Source organism: Undibacterium sp. SXout20W (assembly GCF_049340285.1).
Taxonomy (GTDB): Bacteria; Pseudomonadota; Gammaproteobacteria; order Burkholderiales; family Burkholderiaceae_D; genus Undibacterium.
The window spans coordinates 1-17,802 of the sequence record NZ_JBMPPH010000060.1 but is presented as its reverse complement, the minus strand read 5'-3'; the positions used below and the strand labels follow the sequence as shown (position 1 = coordinate 17,802).

Here is a 17,802-nt window from a genome sequence, read left to right as displayed (position 1 = left end):
TTTGGGTGAGATGTGTGTAGTTCATTATGCAATTTCGACTGGCCGGTCAAAAAGGCACAAATGCTATCGCATCTTGCCCTCATTAACCGGTACCGTTCATAAATTGCACTTCATCCTAGAATTCGCCGATCAATATTAAAGATCAATATTAAAGATCAACGAATGGCCGCCCTGATATCAACCTAAAATTGAGTAAATAAGCAAAGAGATGTAATGAACTGTCGAGACCACTGCGGGGCGTGCTGTATCGCCCCTTCAATCACCAGCCCGATACCTGGTATGCCAGACGGAAAGCCTGCTGGAGTGAGATGTATTCAGCTCGATGATGTCAATCGATGCCGCGTTTTTGGGAAACCCGAACGGCCTGCTTTTTGCGGTGGCTTGCAGCCGTCCGAAGATATGTGCGGCGTAAATCGCGAACAAGCGATTCAGTGGCTGACCGACCTCGAGCATGCGACCGCTCCGAAGTACTAGCCTGAAGAAAATCAAGCGTCGAACTTTCTTCAATTCAATGTCCGAAATTTAATGTCCCAAATTTAATGTCTGAATCAACGCAGAAGGGCGTTCACAAAAAATTTCAATCCTAAAATAATCATTGCATTCACGATTGGCCGATCGTCCTCATCTCCATGAGGAATTCACATGCAATTGACTTTGGCATCCATATTGGCTATAAAATCAAACCTGCCACCTCACCAAGAATTTCATAAAACGGCACACCTATTTCCATTCGGCAAAAAGTCATTTCAATGAATAGTGCAAATATACGAAGTGCATGGACTGCCAAATTACTGGCTTCAACGTTACTGCTCATCGTCAGTGGCTGCGCCCAGCATGCAACACCATCATTCACTTTGTTCGGCGCACTGTTTCCAGCATGGATGCTATGCGCTTTGATAGGACTCGTCATCGCGATTAGTACCCGAGTAGCGATGATCAGTTTAAAACTATCAACAATTCTCCCATACCAACTTTTCGTCTGTACTGCAGTTGGCTTGATTTGCGCACTAGTGATTTGGATAATATGGTTCGGACAATGAAGACAAAGACACAAAATAAGCAATTGACCGGCACACTGATTTCACTGACAATCATCGCCATCGCCATCGCCATCGCCATCGTTTTATCCGTCTACGTGTGGCGTCAACACGCACAACAGCCATCGACCGATGATGCGTCTATCGATGCTGATGTGACACACATTGCGGCACCCGTTGGCGGCCGCATCAACGCAATCGCCGTCACTGAAAATCAACAGGTGCATCCAGGAGATGTTCTTTTTCAAATTGATCCTGTACCTTACCAATTGTCAGTCGCACAGGCGCAGGCCGATCTGGAAATGGCGAAAGCGGCATTAGAAACAAAAAGAAAAGCACTTGCCGTTCAACAATCCAGCGCCAGGATTGCCGACAAACAAACCCAACGTAGCACGACTAACCTGGCGTTAGCGAGCCGAACCGTGGTGCGATTACGGCCACTCGCTGAAAAAGGGTATGTACCGCAACAACAACTGGATCAGGCACAAGTCCTTGAACGTGATGCAGAAACCACACTCCAGCAAGCAAAAGAACAAGCAATGGCTGCCACGCAGGCCATTGACAACACAGCCAGCGCCGAAGCCTTAGTGCACGCTCGTGAGGCTGCTTTGGCGATCGCGCAGCGCGCTCTGGAAGATACCACCGTGCGCGCCAAGACCGCTGGCAGAGTAGTCGGCCTTAGCGCCTCACCAAGAGAAATTCTGGCCCCCTTGCAGAGTTTGTTTACTCTCATCAATACGGACGAATGGTTTGCAATTGCCAACGTCAGAGAAATCGATTTAAAGACTATTGCGCCAGGGAATTGCGTGACTGTATATTCGATGTTAGATAAAGAGCAGCCAATCAAAGGTGTCGTGCAAGGAATTGGCTGGGGCGTCATGGATACAGGCCATATTGTTTTGCCGCGGTCGGTGCCTTTCGTTGAGCGTTCATTAAATTGGGTGCGGGTCGCGCAACGCTTTCCGGTAAAAATAAAACTCGAAAATCCGCCGATACAACTCACCCGTTTAGGCGCTAGCGCCGTTGTTGAAATTAATCATGGTGCCGCTTGCAAATGAGCATAGTCGAGACATGTCTTAGCGTTGAGCTATGTTGAACTTGCGCTACCTGCCACGGCATCTTCGAGCTCTTCGGCCTCTTCGGCCATTTCCTGGCAGGTTAGAATTTGCCATTCGAACGGCGCTCATCTGTGTTTTGACGACTCTGGCCGTTGAATACTATCAAACACCGGAAGCAGCGCTCACAGTGTATGTGGTGTTTTTCGTGATCAAACCCGATCGCGTAAGTAGCGTCATGTTAAGTATTGCCATCTTAGTTTTGATATCGCTCGTCATTGGTATTGTGATGCTCATTACAAGGATGGTGATTGACGAGCCGCTCTTGCGGCTCGCCTCTATGCTGGTCATTTCTTTCTTGCTTTTGTTTGCGACGTCGGCAAGTAAATTGCGTCCGATTGGAACCATACTGGCAATGGTCGTCGTCTATGCGCTTGATCTGATCAGCAACGCGCAGATCGGCGAATTAGCAACTCGAGCATTATTGTACGGATGGTTAATCGCTGGCTTTCCAGCGGCTATCTGCATTGTCATTAACTTGCTGATAGGACCAGCGCCACGACAGCTGGCTGAGCGAGCGCTCGTGCGACGTTTCCATTTAGCGGCGTCGGTATTGAGGTCTGAGCACGATACATGGGATGAATTCGAACAAGTTTTGCAGGAAGGCACTGCAGAAATCAGTAAGTACTTACAATTAGCTGGACTTGAAAAAACATCTCCGGCAGAGGATCTCAGCAGACTCAATCATGTCACCGATTCGATCACAGCCGTTCTTTTACTTGTGGATACAATCAATTCCGCTCACCACCCCCACCCATTACTACCGACAAATTTAAGACATTATTTTTCGGCAGCGCTCGACGGAATCGCTGAATCGATCAGAACCGGAGAAGCACTTACGCCATTTAACATTGATAGCAACAAAAATGCTGCATCATTATCGCAAGTTGATTTTGCAATTGCGAAAGAATTCTCTGAAGCTCTGCGTGAGCTAACCGTTTCGCCTATTGTTTCGCCTATTGTTTCGCCTGCTAATTCGCCTGCTAATTCGCCTACTCATGCAGAAACTTCTGAAGATGCAAGGGCTGAAAGTAGTGACAATATGGCGTCCAACGCTGGCTTCTTCGTTGCCGATGCATTTAGCAATCCGGAACACGTTCGCTTTGCCCTCAAGACCACCGCTGCAGCCTTGATTTGCTATTTGATTTATTCTGCACTGTCCTGGCCCGGCATTCATACTTGCCTCATCACCTGTTACGTCGTGGCATTGGGAACAACAGGGCACACATTACAAAAACTACATCTACGCGTTCTTGGCTGTTTGATCGGAGCAGCATTTGGTCTGATAGCAATCGTATTCGTGATGCCAGATATCAATGCTATCAGCGCGCAGTTGCTTGTCGTTTTTGTCGGTGCACTTGTGTCAGCTTGGGTGGCTGCAGGTAGCAGCAACATCTCTTATGCTGGATTTCAAATTGCGTTAGCGTTTTTTATGTGTGTGATACAGGGTGATTCTCCATCTTTCAATATGGTCATCATTCGCGATCGGGTCATCGGCATTTTATTGGGCAACTTGGTAGTTTATTTAACATTTACGTACCTATGGCCAGTCAGCATTGCGCAGCACATTGACAAAACAATTTCCGATGTCTTACTTCGCTTAAGTGATCTGAGCAAGCCACGACTAGCAACCAGTCGCACTACTCGAAACAAGCAAATTAACGCTATCCATACAATGTTGAACGAGATGAAGTGTGATCTGGACATTGTTCGTTTTGAACCGCGATTAATACGGCCTACTGCCAAGTGGCTAGAACTTCGGCAACAAACCATGCACCATCTCCATGCACTGCTTGAGCCGCTTTCAGCCTGCCTCAATCAACACCGTCAGGCGGTAAAAACGGTCTCGTTAAGATTGGAACGACAAGCGCATGGCGACGCAAATAATGTAGCGATTCATCCGCCGCATGAAACAAAAAATGCGGCCTCAAGCTTGGACGATTTACTTGAACTTCACATGCAAAGTCTTGAACGAGTCCACGCACAAAAAATGGAATACGATAGAACTCTGAAAGATGAAGAAAGGACGCAAGAATATGCATGAGCGTAACATTGTTGCATTTATCGCGACTTGCTGGCTTGGTGTCGGCCTTTGCGCTGCATCGACAACTGATCTGGCACCGCCGCGTCCGGACCGCCCATGGAATCCTGGTGCTGCGCATAACACACAGTTATTTCCGAGCACATTATCTACCTCATCTGCTATTTCAGATTACACCCTCCCTCCCAACCCAGCATTGGCGGTGTTAGCACCAGCATTAGAACTTGATCAGGAAAAATCGTTTTCGCTGGCTGAACTCGTCGATATTGCCGAATCTAATAATCCCAATACACGCATTGCATGGAATGAGGCACGTCAGGCGGCTTTGGCTGTGGGTCTGGTCGAGAGCGCCTATTTACCCCGATTAACAGCGAGTGCAATGGGCGCTTATCAGGCAGGTAGCAAGCAAGATTCGGCTTACGGCTTAACTTTAAACAGCAGTAATTCTGTCTCTGGGGCAATCGCAGCGCTATCTCTTGAATGGTTATTGTTTGATTTCGGCAAACGAGATGCTTTTCTCGATGCGGCCAAACAGACGTCAGTGATTTCCAACATTGCGTTTACGGCAGTCCATCAACAACTCATTTACGCAGTGACGATGGCATTTTATGCCCACGCTAGTGCCAGCGAACATGCAAAAACGGCGGTTAAATCTCTGGAAAATATCAAGGCAATTCAGGTAGCTGCACAGGATCGCTACAAACACGGGATCGGAACAGTGATTGAAGTGGCCCAAGCTCGTCAAGCTAGCGCGCAGGCCAATTTGCTATTGGTACAAGCTAATGGTGTATTAGAGGATACGTATTACAACCTGATCACGGCAATGGGGATTTCGCCCTTAACCAAATTAAAAATTGCCGATATTACGGGCCGCGATTTGTCACCAGCGACCCTGTTACCTGTAGAAAAAATCATCACTGACGCGTTAGCCCGCCGCCCCGATGTTCTCACTGCCTATGCAGCACAAAAAGTAAGTCAAGCCAATATTGCAGCAGCCGAAGCAGAATTCAAACCGAAAGTTTTCGTCGCAGCTTCTGTTGCGCAAGTTACAGGGGGTGTTAGTGTGACGGCTTTTCCCGGGTTTGGGTTGCAAGCCCCTACAGTCGATCTTGCGGGATCGCGCCGTAGCGGTTCGGTATTTGTCGGTATCTCCATGCCACTCTACGACGGTAGTATGCGCGCGACGACTTTATCAAAAGCGCGCATCGAAGCAGAAAACGCTGAACTGCGCCTGACCCGCATCCGTGAAGAAGCGGTGCACCAGATCATACTCAGCCGTAATGCGCTCAACACTAGCGTTTCTACTTACAATGCGGCACAGGAATTACTGAATGCTACCCAAACGACTTTTGATGCAGCGTTAGCAGCATACCGAAGTGGGGTTGGCTCTATCACTGAACTCACACTCGCTGAGACGCAATTGCTGCAAGCAAAAAACACGCTGACCGACTGCTACAACAAGGCATTAGCTGCAGCAGCGACGCTAGCATTGTCGACGGGCGGCTTAGGCGCGGCGCCAAAATAACAGGTGAAATAAATAGTGGAATCAGATTTGAATCCGAATCAGAATTAGAATTAGAATCAGTTTGGGAATCGGTTTTGGGATAAATCTCGGATAAAGGCGCTAAACACAAAAAAATGGCCTTTTCCATCATCGATGAAAAAAGCCATTGTATTGCGCGATACAAATCAGCGCACTATTTGCACCATTGTGCAACGTGTAGAAACTTACAATTTGATGCGCATCTGATCGCCGTTTAAAAATTGCATAGAAATGCCATCCTCATTAGGCATGACTTGCACAACTTGCTGCTCAAACACATTGGCATACACATTCTTGCCATCATCACGGAAAATGCCTAACCAACGCTTACCACTGGCGGGTATTTTTGAGGAAGAATTTGCAGCGACCAGCAAATACTCGGTATCGCGCACACGCAAGCTCGCGGATAATAATTCCCCCCGTGAAAAAATCGCCGGCAAGTGTGCGGAAATTATGCGCTTTCCGTGACGCTCAACTTCCATCAATATCCCTTTTGCAGCTTGAAACGGCACCACCGTAAATTGATATCGGCCCATTCGGGTTGGCGTCATTGCGGTAATTTCAACTTTCTCTTCAAACTTGGCAAAATAGGGTTGCCGCGCGTCAGCAATCTCGGGCATGTCAAAAAAATGATTGTTCGCGTTGGCATTATTACTAGGCATCGAAGATAAATACATGGCGTATCCTTGGTCAGGGCAAGATATAAAATAATTCGGACCGGTGCCAGCAATAAGACCCGCTTTCAACGGTAAGAGTGGAGTATCGTCAGAATCAATTCAGTCCTCAAATCAAACTTAGAAAGTATTAAAAAACAGTACCTACGGTCTCAATGTTTTCTTTTTTATAATAATTAAATGATAACTTAAATTATCAAAAATATCATTATTTTTTTTTCATTAGTGTTGTAGTCTTGCACTTGCATATCAAGACGAATTAGCCGGCGATCGATGAATGGTAATCACGCACAAAAGAATAACTTTGAATTAAATATACTCACTACCAGTATAAAAACCGCACCCATATTTTCCTTTGGTAATTCAGTGATATTTTATAAATTAATGGGGAGTATATGAATTAGTCCGTTTTTAACGACGCACAACGGGCAAAAATCTGAGACCGCATTGCCGCCCTCGTGGTAAGCTTCGTGCCGATCAAAAACATCAAAACATCAACGCAGTGGACATGACAGCAGCCATTAAATTTCATGCACTCAACGAGGTCATGAAGGGGCTCGAAAAGAGGCTCAATTTGGTGCTAAAAAGTTGCAGCCGCTGATCATAGAAATCAGCAGAGATTGCACGCATTGATTGGTCGAATGAATATTGCAACAAATGAAAAAAACAATCACAGTGAACTGGGTAGAATAAGTAGTGTCATCTTTTAGCATCCCTCAGCCACAACAACACGACAATACGGAACAGCAGGCATTGCACCTGTTGCAGACAGTCTTTGGCTATCCTGCTTTTCGGTCACAGCAAGGACAAATTGTGGAGCACGTTGTGCAGGGTGGTGATGCGCTCGTACTCATGCCTACCGGCGGTGGGAAATCACTGTGCTACCAAATTCCAGCACTAATACGCAAAGGCGTTGGTATCGTTGTTTCGCCACTGATCGCTCTGATGCAAGATCAGGTTGATGCCTTGGCGGAAGTTGGTGTCCGAGCAGCATTTTTAAACTCGACGCAAACATTCGAAGAAATTCTTGGCGTCGAGAAAAAAATGCGCGAAGGCGATTTGGATCTGGTCTATATCGCCCCGGAACGCTTACTCACACAACGTTGTCTGGAATTACTCAACATTATCGACATCGCGCTATTTGCGATCGATGAAGCTCATTGCGTCTCCCAGTGGGGTCATGATTTCCGTCCTGAATACATACGTTTATCGGCTTTACACGAACGTTTTCCACATGTGCCGCGCATCGCACTCACCGCGACCGCCGATCAGCAAACCCGCGATGAAATCATCCATCGTTTGCAACTTGAAAATGCGCTGCAATTTGTATCTTCATTCGACCGCCCCAACATTCGCTATCAAATCGTCGAAAAAGCCAATGGGCGCAAGCAGTTACTCGATTTCATTAATGCACAACACAATGGCGATGCGGGTATCGTCTATTGCTTGTCTCGAAAAAAAGTCGAAGAAACAGCAGAATTTCTGAACGAAAACGGCATCAGCTCCCTGCCCTACCATGCGGGTATGGAGATGCAAGAACGCAGCCGGAATCAAGCGCGTTTTTTGCGTGAAGAAGGCATCGTCATGTGCGCCACCATTGCGTTTGGCATGGGCATTGATAAACCTGATGTACGTTTTGTGGCGCATCTGGATTTGCCAAAAAGTGTCGAAGGTTATTATCAAGAAACAGGCCGTGCAGGACGCGACGGCGCCAGCGCCAATGCCTGGATGGCCTATGGCTTACAGGACGTTGTGCAGCAACGGCGGATGATTGATGAATCTGAAGCGAACGACACATTTAAGCGTGTGCAAGGTGTCAAACTAGATGCCATGTTATCGCTATGCGAGACCTTAAACTGCCGCCGGGTGCATATTCTTGAATATTTTGGTCAGGCCTCGGAACCATGTGGAAATTGTGATACCTGTCTCAGCCCACCAACCTCGTTTGATGGCAGCGTTGCTGCGCAAAAAATACTATCGACGATTTATCGCGTCGATCAACGTTTTGCAGCAGGTCACGTCATCGATATCCTGCGCGGCATTGATACAGAACGGGTAACGCAATGGCGGCACAACCAACTCACCACCTTTGGCATCGGTTCAGATAAAAGCGAAGCCGAATGGCGCGCGTTATTGCGTCAATTAATTGCGCTAGGTTTAGTCGCCGTCGACTATGAAAATTTCAGCTCGCTCAAGCTGACTGAAGCTTCTCGTGCCGTCCTCCGTGGCGAAACAAAAGTGCAGTTGCGGCAATACAAAAAAGCTGAGAAAGCAGTTAAACACAAGCGTCAGTCAGCCAAAGACTACGCCGAGGCAGAACTCAACGGTGCAGAACAAACCCTGTTCGACAAACTACGTTGGTGGCGCGTTGAAACGGCACGAACCCACAATGTGCCCGCCTACGTCATTTTCCCGGACGCTACATTACGCGAAATCGCTCGCAAATCACCACAAACACTGATCGCCTTGCGTGCGATTTCTGGTGTGGGAGATAAAAAGCTGGAAAGCTATGGCGCAGAGATTTTGCAGTTGATTGAAGAGCTGCAAGAGAATTAAACCTTTGCCGACTTTCAAAATCCTCATCTTTCAAGCGTGAACGAATGAAAAGTCGACGATTATTCGAACCTAAGCCGACAATGCGCGTCAACGCAAATCTGTCATCCCAGCCATTGCTGATTTTCAGAATCGTTGGGTAAGCAACCCACGCTGCCTCCTTTACACGGTCGATTTGGCCGATTGCCCCCGCCCTTACCGAGTAAATCTGATAACAGCAGCGATCAGACTTTTATAAATTTGTACTTGCTCTTTCAAAATTAGTGCATTACTATACTAATGCACTAATTTTGAAAGAGATGATGCACCATGAGTCCACCACGCATACTACCGCCTGATATCTTTCAGGTCAGCACTGGCAGCAACGAACCGATTTATCGTCAATTGATCGAGCAATTGCGCCGCCTCAGCGCCAGCGGACAAGTTCAGGCCGATGACACACTGCCTTCGATTCGTGAGGTTGCCCTGGCATTGGGCGTCAACCCTATGACGGTCTCTAAAGCCTATAGCTTGCTCGAAAACGAAGGCCTGCTCACACGTAAGCGCGGCATAGGCATGTTAGTTGCCTCACCAGCGCAAGACTTTTCCGATGAAGAACAACGGCTCGCATTGCTACGCCCAGGCCTGGAAAGATTGGCGGCAGAAGTTAAACAATTAGAACTGGCACCTACATCCGTGCTGAATTTATTCCAACAAATTTTGCGAGACCACAAGTCATGAGCACCCCTATCGAGATTCATTCCTTGCACAAATCCTACGGTCAACAATCCATTCTCAATGCCTTGGATTGGCAGATACCTGCTGGTTCCATCGTTGGTCTGTTAGGACGCAATGGTACGGGCAAATCAACCTTGATCGAATGTCTGCTAGGCTTACGCGATTTTCAGCAGGGTGAAATACGTTTATTCGGTGAAAACGTCAACCACCTCAGCCCCGCTAACAAGGCAAAAATCGGCTATGTACCGCAAACACCAGATATCTTTGGCTGGTTGACGGCGAAGCAGCTTTTCAACTATTTCAAAACCATGTATCCAACCTGGAACGATGCAAAGATCGCCACCTTGATGCGCGCATGGGATTTGCCATTCGACAAAATCATCAACCAATTATCGGTTGGCCAGAAACAAAAAATTTCCATCATCCGCGCCCTGGCACATGAGCCTGAATTGTTAGTACTTGATGAACCAGTCTCCAGCCTTGACCCCGCTGGACGTCGCGATTTTTTACGAGAATTAGTCGCACAAATTGACCAGCAGACGACGATTATATTTTCGACACATATTTTATCGGATCTGGAACGGATAGCGATGGATGTCGCCTTTTTAAATCATGGACAAATAACGCTGCAACAGCCCTTGGATTTATTAATGGATAACACGCTCAAAATCATCGGCAGCGCATCGAGCATACAAACGCTGAACATCAATGCCCCGCTCAAACGTGCGGATTTGGCGAATGGCTATAGTAGCGTCTTAGCGCAATTTTCAGACGAAGAAATCAGCAATCTCAGCCAGCGCACGGATATCCGCGTTGAAAGGTTAGGACTGGAAGATTTGTTTATCGAGTTAACGCAATAAACGCCGGAGCAAACATGAAAAATCTGATAAAAAGTGTATTTCAAATCTGGATGCAACCGGCTTACCAATACATTAATAATAAAGACTATAAGACAATTTATTTTCTTTTCATTATATTGCCCGTGACATGTCTTGTCATAAGCTATTTGATCAACGGTGACAATCTCAAGTTCATGGGCATCGCACTCCTTATCGGCTTAGCGGCTGCATCGGCGGTTGTCTTCATGCTGTGGATCCTGTTAATGACGACACTCATCAGATCGCAATTTTCGCCAGAAAATGTGCAACTGGTCCCTTACTATCGACGAAATGTAAAAGTCGCCGTTGCAATCCCAACGCTCATTCTTGCAAGCCTGTTTGCTTTTCTCGCCTCAATAAAAGCGGATCATTCAATTGGCTTCGCCTGGATAATTAGCATCGTCGCACTATTAGGATTCGTGTCGAGTATTCGTGCAACTGCTGGCGCATTTATTTTCCCGGCATTTATGATCATTTTTACTGCGTCGTCTTTCAATAATTTCACCCCAGTATTTGCAAAGGTAGTAGAAACGATTGATCATTTATGGCTGACTATTCCGCTTGGGCTCCTCTTATTATATGTCGGCCTGGGTTGGATTTTTGAAATTGACAAAGATCGACTCTTCGAACGAAAAAAATCATTTGATCGATTAAAAAAACAAGCTGTGAATGCCGCCGATAGCAATGACCAAGGGTATCTTAGAAAATTCAATCTCTATGATTATTCGTTTAAAAAAGCCATTAGTTTTCCTTCAAATGCTAAAGTGTTATTGCCTTTTTTATTTGGACCTAATATCCATTGGTCACAACAAATATCAGGAACTTTATTGTTGTCCGCTTTTGTCTTCGCATATATGGCACTTTTAGGGTTAGGAAACTATATTCTGACAGCTTTGATGTTCTGCCTGTATTTGGTCTTTATGGGGTATGTCATCAACCTAGGTATGGCATTGTATGGACGAAAGCAAGAGCAAGGCTTGATATTGCTGACACCGTTAGTCAATTCAAATAAAGAGATGACGCGTTTGACATTGCAGTATTTTTTGCGAAATAGCTGCTGCGCATGGCTAGCCAACTTGGTGCTCATAACCCTCGTCTGTCACTATGCAAACGTACAACTTGCACTGAGTAAGATCGCGTATTTATGTTGCTTTGGTTTTCTTCCGATTATTACTTGTCTGGTAAAAAATCACTCAAAGAAAGCGACTTGGCAGGAAAGTGGGATATTGGTTTCCGGTTTAATCTCATGTGCTTTCATTGTGGTGTCACTCTTACTTAGCTTAAAATTTGAACTGTTCAACATCGCGATACCTTGCGTATTGATGCTCGTCAGTCAAGCGATGATGACGCGTCATTACTGGCGACAACGTCTGCAACAGACCGCATTTTTTCCAGTGGGTCGCGGTGTATGACTATGTAAAAAGATGAAAGTTACCTTCGGCATGATAATTCGTGATGTATTGGCTTTTTCTGTTAACCATTCACAGAGACATAACGAAGAATTACACTAAAAATTTTTTCAAATTGTTTTGACTTTACCCAAGGATTTCTCTTGTCTTCGTCAACCCATAAGCCAGCCAATAAGCCAACCCATAAGCTAACCCCAGATCAGCGACTCGCCGCTGCCAACATATTGGCACAACGACGTCTACAGGGAATATGCGGTGAACGTTTGCCCGTATCATTACGTCCGGACAGTATTGAAGAGGCAATGCAAATTCAGGGCTTACTTGCAGGTCAACTCGATGATAAGATCGCTGGCTGGAAATGCGGTATGCCCGGCGATGGCAAGATCGTCGTGGCACCAATTTTTTCGAGGACTGTGTACCATCAACATCAACACGCTATCTGCAAAGTTTGTGACGAGGATTACGTGAAGATAGAACCAGAACTGGCGTTTGTTTTGAGCTCAGATTTACCTGCACGCGCAACGCCGTATTCTGATGAAGAAATCCTTGCAGCAATATCACACGCACAGCTTGCATTGGAGATTATCGGTTGTCGCTATAGAGATCCAGCATCAACAAGTTTTGCCGAACTGCTGGCTGACGGCCTTTTTAATCAGGGCTTGTATCTGGGACCCGCAATTACAACGCAACACGCAATGCAGCAACAAACCATTGACCTCACGCTGAAAGTGGAAGGGCAAGAAACACAATCGCTTGCAGGGTTGCATCCAGCGACAAATCCACTTTCCCCTCTATTTTGGCTCGTGAATTATTTGCGTCAGCATGCTGATGGATTACGTGCAGGACAAGCGATTATCACTGGTTCTTATGCTGGAAGTCCTGTCGTTCCTATGCATAATCTTGTACAAGTTCAATATGCGGATTCAGGTAGCATTACCGTGTGTTTTGAGAGAGGTTAATTTGGACGCTCAAGTAAGGCAGCATGTGCATTGCGTTCCTATATTCGTCAATCGACAAACTAAACAAGTCGCACCTAATTTTCTGTTAAGTATCCAAGCCACACTACATCGCGTTTTGCGCCGTCTCTATATATTGTCTAATCCGCTCGATTAACCAACTCGCTGCTGGCGACAAACTTCTGCCTGCCAGAGTGACAATCCCCATTTCGGCGTACACTTCCAGAAGATTCGGCATATTTATCTCGCACATCGTGCCGCGTTCAATTTCTGCTCTGACAACTGGATACGTGCTCAGTAAAATACTATCGCTGTGCAAGCAAACGTAATGCAATAACGCCGGGTTATCGCAAGTGAGAGATAACTCAAATTCCTGATGCGCAGGTAACGCAAAAAAACGATGCAATTCTGATGTAACGCTCGCCGGTAATCGAACAGACACGAGAGGGTAATCAAAGATAAGCCGCGTATCTGTGATCACTTTGCCGCTCAGAGGATGCTCTCGTCGACAAAATAGCCCCCCGTACTGGCGAGAGAAGCGTTGTACATCAATCTTTTTGTTCTCACTAATATTGTGAACGTCAGCAATAAAAAACTCTAATTTTTCATCGATGAGTTGTACCAGCAAGGCATCCCAGTTGTTGATCGTCACTTCCGTGCGTAATTTGGGATACTCGCTCAGTAACTGCGCCAATACCGGCGGTAAAAACGTCGCGCCTGGCAAAGGTCCCACGCCTAAATGAATATCGCCCATTTCGTGGTTCTGCATCAGCGTGACTTCATGCCGTAAGTTATTAGCATCAAGCAAGAGCGCTTTCGCCCGCTTGACGACTTGCTCGCCGATCGGTGTGATGCTGACGCCATGCAAGTTTCGATCGAATAGTTTGCCGCCCAGTTCTTCCTCTAAGCTTTGGATGCTGCGGCTGAGCGCGGATTGCGTCAGACTGACCTTTTCTGCCGTCCGTGCAAAATTCAACTCTTCCGATAAAACAACAGCGTGTCGTAGTTTTCGCAGATCCATCTTTATCCATTCCGAAGCACAGCATGCAAACGTTTTCATCGACGTCATAGGCACACGACTCGGAAAACGGTTCAATAATGACTATAACTCATTACCATCCATAAAATAATGCATTGGACGACAAGCATTTACAAGTGAAAAATGAGGCTTAACGCTCCCTGAGAGAGCGAAAACAACAAGTCAACCTTGTCTATTACCCCGGAGACTCAAAGTGAACCCCATACAACTCATCGCCATCACGGCGATTTATCTTGGTTTTGCGCTAGTAGAAATTATTAGCGGCCGCTTCAGCAAACTTGGTGCGTCAAAAGACGACTGGAAAATCGATAGTGTCATGCTTTTCTTGTTATTGACGCTCATCCAACCTGGTATTGTCGTTGCGGTTAATTATTTGGGGATGCATTTTTTCCCATTGCAACACAATGCTTATAGTTATCTACCTGCATGGATTATGTTTGCCATTCTGTTAGTGGCAGATGATTTAACCCAGTATTGGTGGCATCGTTTATCGCATACTTCGTGGATGTGGCCGTTTCATCGCGCGCATCATTCCGCAGCGTATATGAGCATCCGTGTCGTCTACCGGAATAACTTTTTCTATTACGCTGCAATGCCAGGCATCTGGATCTCGTCTATCCTGATCTATCTTGGATTTGGTAACGTCTACGTGGTGTATGTCGTACTCAAAATGGCGGTCATCATTGGCGCACATAGTGCTAATCCTTGGGACAAGCCGCTCTATGAATTGCCAGTCATCAAACACTTGATGTGGCTGGTGGAGCGAACAATTTCAACGCCTGCAACGCACTATGCACATCATGCGCTGACGATGGACGATGGCGTCGGACATTATCGCGGCAACTATGGCAATTTCTTGTTTTTTTGGGATATCTTGTTTGGTACTGCACTAATCACGCGCCGCTATCCCCCTAAAGTTGGATTGCAGGATGATCTCTTATATGGAAAAGAAAACTGGCTGGCGGAATTGTTTTTCCCGATACTCAAATCCAAACGCAACAATTCTGCGCTAGGAAAAGAGAAAGTGATTATCGAATAAACTGAGCGTTTTAAGCCAAGAGCGGAGCACGGCTTTTGGTTTTGCAAATACTGATTCCAAGGCTATTCTGATGCCAGCCTTTTTGCTTCGTATTTGGTTCGTATTTGGTTCGTTTTTGCGTCGTTTTTGATATCTAAAATGATCGCTCTTTGAAGAAGCAGGCCGCGTGTGGCCCGGCAGCCTCTTACTTTTCTTTGCTTCGCCAAAGCAAACTAAGCAAAAGAAAGGCGACACTGAGATTTTGCCCTACAGGTGCCAGGATTGCTTTTCGGCACAATTTGTGGGTCACGTAAAACGGGAAAGTATCTAAACTCGCTGCGCTCAGACAAAGATACTTTTGATCCGTTTACCGTGAAACACAAATTGCTTTATTTAAAGCGGCGAAAATCACATTCGGCATTACTTAGGGCATTGGTGATTTCGTGTAGCGTGGGTACAACTCGCGAAATCTTTTACCTTAAATTTTTTCAAACACCAAATCCCATACGCCGTGACCGAGTCGCAAACCGCGATTTTCAAACTTGGTTACCGGACGATAATCCGGGCGTGGCGCATACCCTTCTGCGGTATTTTTCAATGTCGGTTCTGCACTCAACACTTCCAGCATTTGCACGGCGTACTCTTCCCAATCGGTCGCGCAATGTAGGTAACCACCGGGTGCCAAACGGGATGCCAGTAATTGTACTAACGCCCCCTGAATTAAACGGCGTTTGTTGTGACGTGCTTTATGCCAGGGATCAGGAAAGAACACGTGGACGCCATGTAGCGATAATGGCGCAATCATATTGGTCAACACTTCAAACGCATCGTGTTGAATAATGCGTTGATTTTGCAAGCCCATTTCTTCGGTCAGCTTGAGTAAGCTTCCGACACCTGGCGTGTGTACTTCAACGCCGATAAAATTTTTGTCGGGCATGCTGGCCGAGATTTTGGCACTGGTTTCGCCCATACCAAAACCAATCTCAAATACAGTTGGTGCGGTACGTCCAAACGTCGCATCAACATCGAGCAACGCCTTTTGGTAAGGAATACAAAAACGCGGTCCAAGCGTCTCGATCGCTCGCGCCTGCGCATCAGACAAGCGTCCGGCGCGGGTCACAAAGCTACGAATACGGCGTTCAGTAGGGTCATAAAACAGCGGCTTGCCGCTATCAGCAGGTTTGGAATCAGACATACGGGAACTTAACAAAAGAGGATGATCTGGAACAATTGAACAACATCGAAGGGCGTTAAAAAACATCAATCAGGCGATGATCCGGCAATCTTCTTTTTCACCCTTTTTTTACGCCCGCTTTTGACAACGCGGCTTTCGATGGTATTTCAGTTCCGTAAAGGCTGTATTTTAACAGAGCCAACGCACGATAGCCAAAACCTGAACCAAATCAGCGCCTTAGCCGGAGACAGCTATCACAATCACCAAGGTAAAAGCTGACAAAATATTAAACAATGATCGATATTTTGGTGGAAATTAAATCTGTTGTGCCAGCTTTTTGGCGATCAATACCACATCCTGCGTTGGAGATGGCGCATTTGCCGGACTCGCTGCTAACTCAACAAACTGTACTTCAAAACCGTAGCTCACCAGCATATCGCTCATTTCTTGTGGAGTACGATACACCGTCAACAATTCATCGCCACTGCTTGATCGCTCATAACGTGAAGAACTCTCAGAGGCTGAAATTGTGGCCAATAACAATACGGCGTCCGCATTTAAGACGCGATTTAACGAAGTAAAAAATTGCTCCGCATCAGTCTGATTCAAATAGCTCAATCCAAATGCAAACACCGCCCCATCACAGTCTGTTGCAAGCTCATGTAAGCGGCGACAATCTCCGACAAAAAACTGTCCCGCTGGCACGCGCTGCCGCGCAATGTCTATCATTTTCGGTGCCAGATCTACGCCAGTCAACGATAAATCAGGACGATGTCTTAGCAGGTACGCAGACACATTGCCCGGACCACAGGCAATATCAATCACATGCGCAGCAGGCGGCAACAGCGCAGCGAACATCGCATAGAAACGATCATATTGCTCAAGATCAAAATATTTTTCGGCATAGCGCTCTGCAAATTGATTGAACAATTTGACGGAAGCCAGGCAATCATCTTCGGGGAGCATTGCTCAAACCTTTTTCATGGATGAAATTGATGAAATTCATGAAATTACTCAGTTTTTGATCGGCATAGTTTCTTTTTTTAGAAGCTCAATCTCTTCCTTGGTTTTAAATGGTGGCACCGTTTTTTCTTTTTCTACGTCATTTTTACGGCACGATGCCAAACATTGGTCATTTGCAACGTCACAGGACTTACGTTTTTCAGCAATTAAATTCCGTAAATCTTCGGACTGGCGGTGCTGATATTCAAACATACTTTCACCCGTTTTTTTCTCAGTATTGGTCTTAATAATAGGATCCAGATCATCTTTCGCTTGTGCTTCACCATGCGCATAACATTGTTTCTTTTCAGAATTACAAAAGGAACTGCAAACCGATTTTTGTTCGGCATAGGTTAGGGGTGTGGCCATGACCAAGGTCACGCAAAGAAAAAAAGTAAGTTGTTTCACGCATGCATCCGATAAAAATTACCACAATAAATTTACGCTGGAGTGTTCAATCTCCAGGCGCCTCAATGGGTCTGAAAGCACCAAGATGAATAAGTTCATTTTTTAAGCTACCGCGAGTTCAACTATGAAGTGCAACTGAAGATAAATGGTTAAAGGTGGGAAGATGCAGTAGCATCCGGCCTTCCAGACCTCCAAGTCAAAGTTGCCCGAAATGACATACACACATCTTACCCAAGAC

At 46.1% G+C, this 17,802-nt stretch carries 17 protein-coding genes; 11 read left to right on the top strand and 6 right to left on the bottom strand.

Annotated features, from left to right (window positions below; translation table 11 throughout):
- Positions 1-213: 213 nt before the first annotated feature.
- Positions 214-474 carry a YkgJ family cysteine cluster protein gene (locus ACO0K1_RS18700; protein WP_423028487.1) on the top strand — a complete coding sequence of 87 codons (261 nt, stop codon included), beginning with the start codon at positions 214-216 and terminating at the stop codon, positions 472-474.
- Positions 475-670: 196 nt separating this feature from the next.
- On the opposite strand, the gene ACO0K1_RS18695 is transcribed toward ACO0K1_RS18700, so the two are convergent.
- Entirely contained in the window at positions 671-910 is a 240-nt protein-coding gene (locus tag ACO0K1_RS18695; RefSeq protein ID WP_423028491.1) for a hypothetical protein, read from the bottom strand.
- Here ACO0K1_RS18695 and ACO0K1_RS18690 point away from each other — a divergent pair.
- The 4 genes from ACO0K1_RS18690 (at position 882) to ACO0K1_RS18675 (ending at position 5,718) form a co-directional block, all read left to right on the top strand.
- On the top strand, positions 882-1,040 hold the full coding sequence (locus ACO0K1_RS18690; RefSeq protein WP_423028489.1) for a hypothetical protein: 159 nt from the start codon (positions 882-884) through the stop codon (positions 1,038-1,040). The two genes, ACO0K1_RS18695 and ACO0K1_RS18690, sit on opposite strands and share 29 nt — an antisense overlap.
- Complete coding sequence (gene mdtN, locus ACO0K1_RS18685) at positions 1,037-2,095, top strand: multidrug transporter subunit MdtN (RefSeq protein ID WP_423028485.1); 1,059 nt, start codon at positions 1,037-1,039, stop codon at positions 2,093-2,095. The genes ACO0K1_RS18690 and mdtN overlap by 4 nt, the downstream gene beginning before the upstream one ends.
- A 136-nt stretch (positions 2,096-2,231) precedes the next feature.
- A complete protein-coding gene (locus ACO0K1_RS18680) occupies positions 2,232-4,196 on the top strand; it encodes an FUSC family protein (RefSeq protein ID WP_423028483.1) in 1,965 nt (654 codons plus the stop codon).
- Positions 4,189-5,718: a TolC family protein gene (locus ACO0K1_RS18675; protein WP_423028481.1), complete on the top strand. Its 1,530-nt coding sequence runs from the start codon at positions 4,189-4,191 to the stop codon at positions 5,716-5,718. Before ACO0K1_RS18680 ends, ACO0K1_RS18675 begins: the two co-directional genes overlap by 8 nt.
- A 203-nt stretch (positions 5,719-5,921) precedes the next feature.
- Here the strand turns inward: ACO0K1_RS18675 and ACO0K1_RS18670 are convergent, their stop codons facing one another.
- A complete protein-coding gene (locus ACO0K1_RS18670) occupies positions 5,922-6,413 on the bottom strand; it encodes a hypothetical protein (RefSeq protein WP_423028479.1) in 492 nt (163 codons plus the stop codon).
- A 693-nt stretch (positions 6,414-7,106) separates the two neighbouring features.
- Between ACO0K1_RS18670 and recQ the strand changes: the two genes are divergently transcribed.
- The 5 genes from recQ (at position 7,107) to ACO0K1_RS18645 (ending at position 12,926) form a co-directional block, all read left to right on the top strand.
- Positions 7,107-8,966, top strand: coding sequence for a DNA helicase RecQ (gene recQ, locus ACO0K1_RS18665; protein WP_423028477.1), 1,860 nt, complete (start codon positions 7,107-7,109; stop codon positions 8,964-8,966).
- Positions 8,967-9,272: 306 nt separating this feature from the next.
- Positions 9,273-9,683 (top strand): GntR family transcriptional regulator, encoded by a 411-nt coding sequence (locus ACO0K1_RS18660; RefSeq protein WP_423028475.1) that lies wholly within the window; start codon positions 9,273-9,275, stop codon positions 9,681-9,683.
- Positions 9,680-10,540 carry an ABC transporter ATP-binding protein gene (locus ACO0K1_RS18655; RefSeq protein WP_423028473.1) on the top strand — a complete coding sequence of 287 codons (861 nt, stop codon included), beginning with the start codon at positions 9,680-9,682 and terminating at the stop codon, positions 10,538-10,540. The genes ACO0K1_RS18660 and ACO0K1_RS18655 overlap by 4 nt, the downstream gene beginning before the upstream one ends.
- A gap of 14 nt (positions 10,541-10,554) precedes the next feature.
- Positions 10,555-11,970 (top strand): hypothetical protein, encoded by a 1,416-nt coding sequence (locus ACO0K1_RS18650; protein ID WP_423028471.1) that lies wholly within the window; start codon positions 10,555-10,557, stop codon positions 11,968-11,970.
- A gap of 140 nt (positions 11,971-12,110) precedes the next feature.
- A complete protein-coding gene (locus ACO0K1_RS18645) occupies positions 12,111-12,926 on the top strand; it encodes a fumarylacetoacetate hydrolase family protein (protein ID WP_423028469.1) in 816 nt (271 codons plus the stop codon).
- Between the two features lie 103 nt (positions 12,927-13,029).
- Here ACO0K1_RS18645 and ACO0K1_RS18640 read toward each other — a convergent pair whose 3' ends face one another.
- The gene (locus ACO0K1_RS18640; protein WP_423028467.1) at positions 13,030-13,944 is read right to left on the bottom strand and encodes a LysR family transcriptional regulator; all 915 of its coding nucleotides are present in this window, start codon (positions 13,942-13,944) and stop codon (positions 13,030-13,032) included.
- Between the two features lie 211 nt (positions 13,945-14,155).
- Here ACO0K1_RS18640 and ACO0K1_RS18635 point away from each other — a divergent pair, with 211 nt between their 5' ends.
- Complete coding sequence (locus ACO0K1_RS18635) at positions 14,156-15,001, top strand: sterol desaturase family protein (protein ID WP_423028465.1); 846 nt, start codon at positions 14,156-14,158, stop codon at positions 14,999-15,001.
- A 457-nt stretch (positions 15,002-15,458) separates the two neighbouring features.
- Here ACO0K1_RS18635 and trmB read toward each other — a convergent pair whose 3' ends face one another.
- The 3 genes from trmB to ACO0K1_RS18620 form a co-directional block, all read right to left on the bottom strand.
- Entirely contained in the window at positions 15,459-16,175 is a 717-nt protein-coding gene (trmB, locus tag ACO0K1_RS18630; protein ID WP_423028462.1) for a tRNA (guanosine(46)-N7)-methyltransferase TrmB, read from the bottom strand.
- 294 nt (positions 16,176-16,469) lie between these two features.
- The gene (locus ACO0K1_RS18625) at positions 16,470-17,120 is read right to left on the bottom strand and encodes a class I SAM-dependent methyltransferase (protein ID WP_423028460.1); all 651 of its coding nucleotides are present in this window, start codon (positions 17,118-17,120) and stop codon (positions 16,470-16,472) included.
- A 48-nt stretch (positions 17,121-17,168) separates the two neighbouring features.
- Positions 17,169-17,564 carry a hypothetical protein gene (locus tag ACO0K1_RS18620; protein WP_423028458.1) on the bottom strand — a complete coding sequence of 132 codons (396 nt, stop codon included), beginning with the start codon at positions 17,562-17,564 and terminating at the stop codon, positions 17,169-17,171.
- Positions 17,565-17,802: the final 238 nt, after the last annotated feature.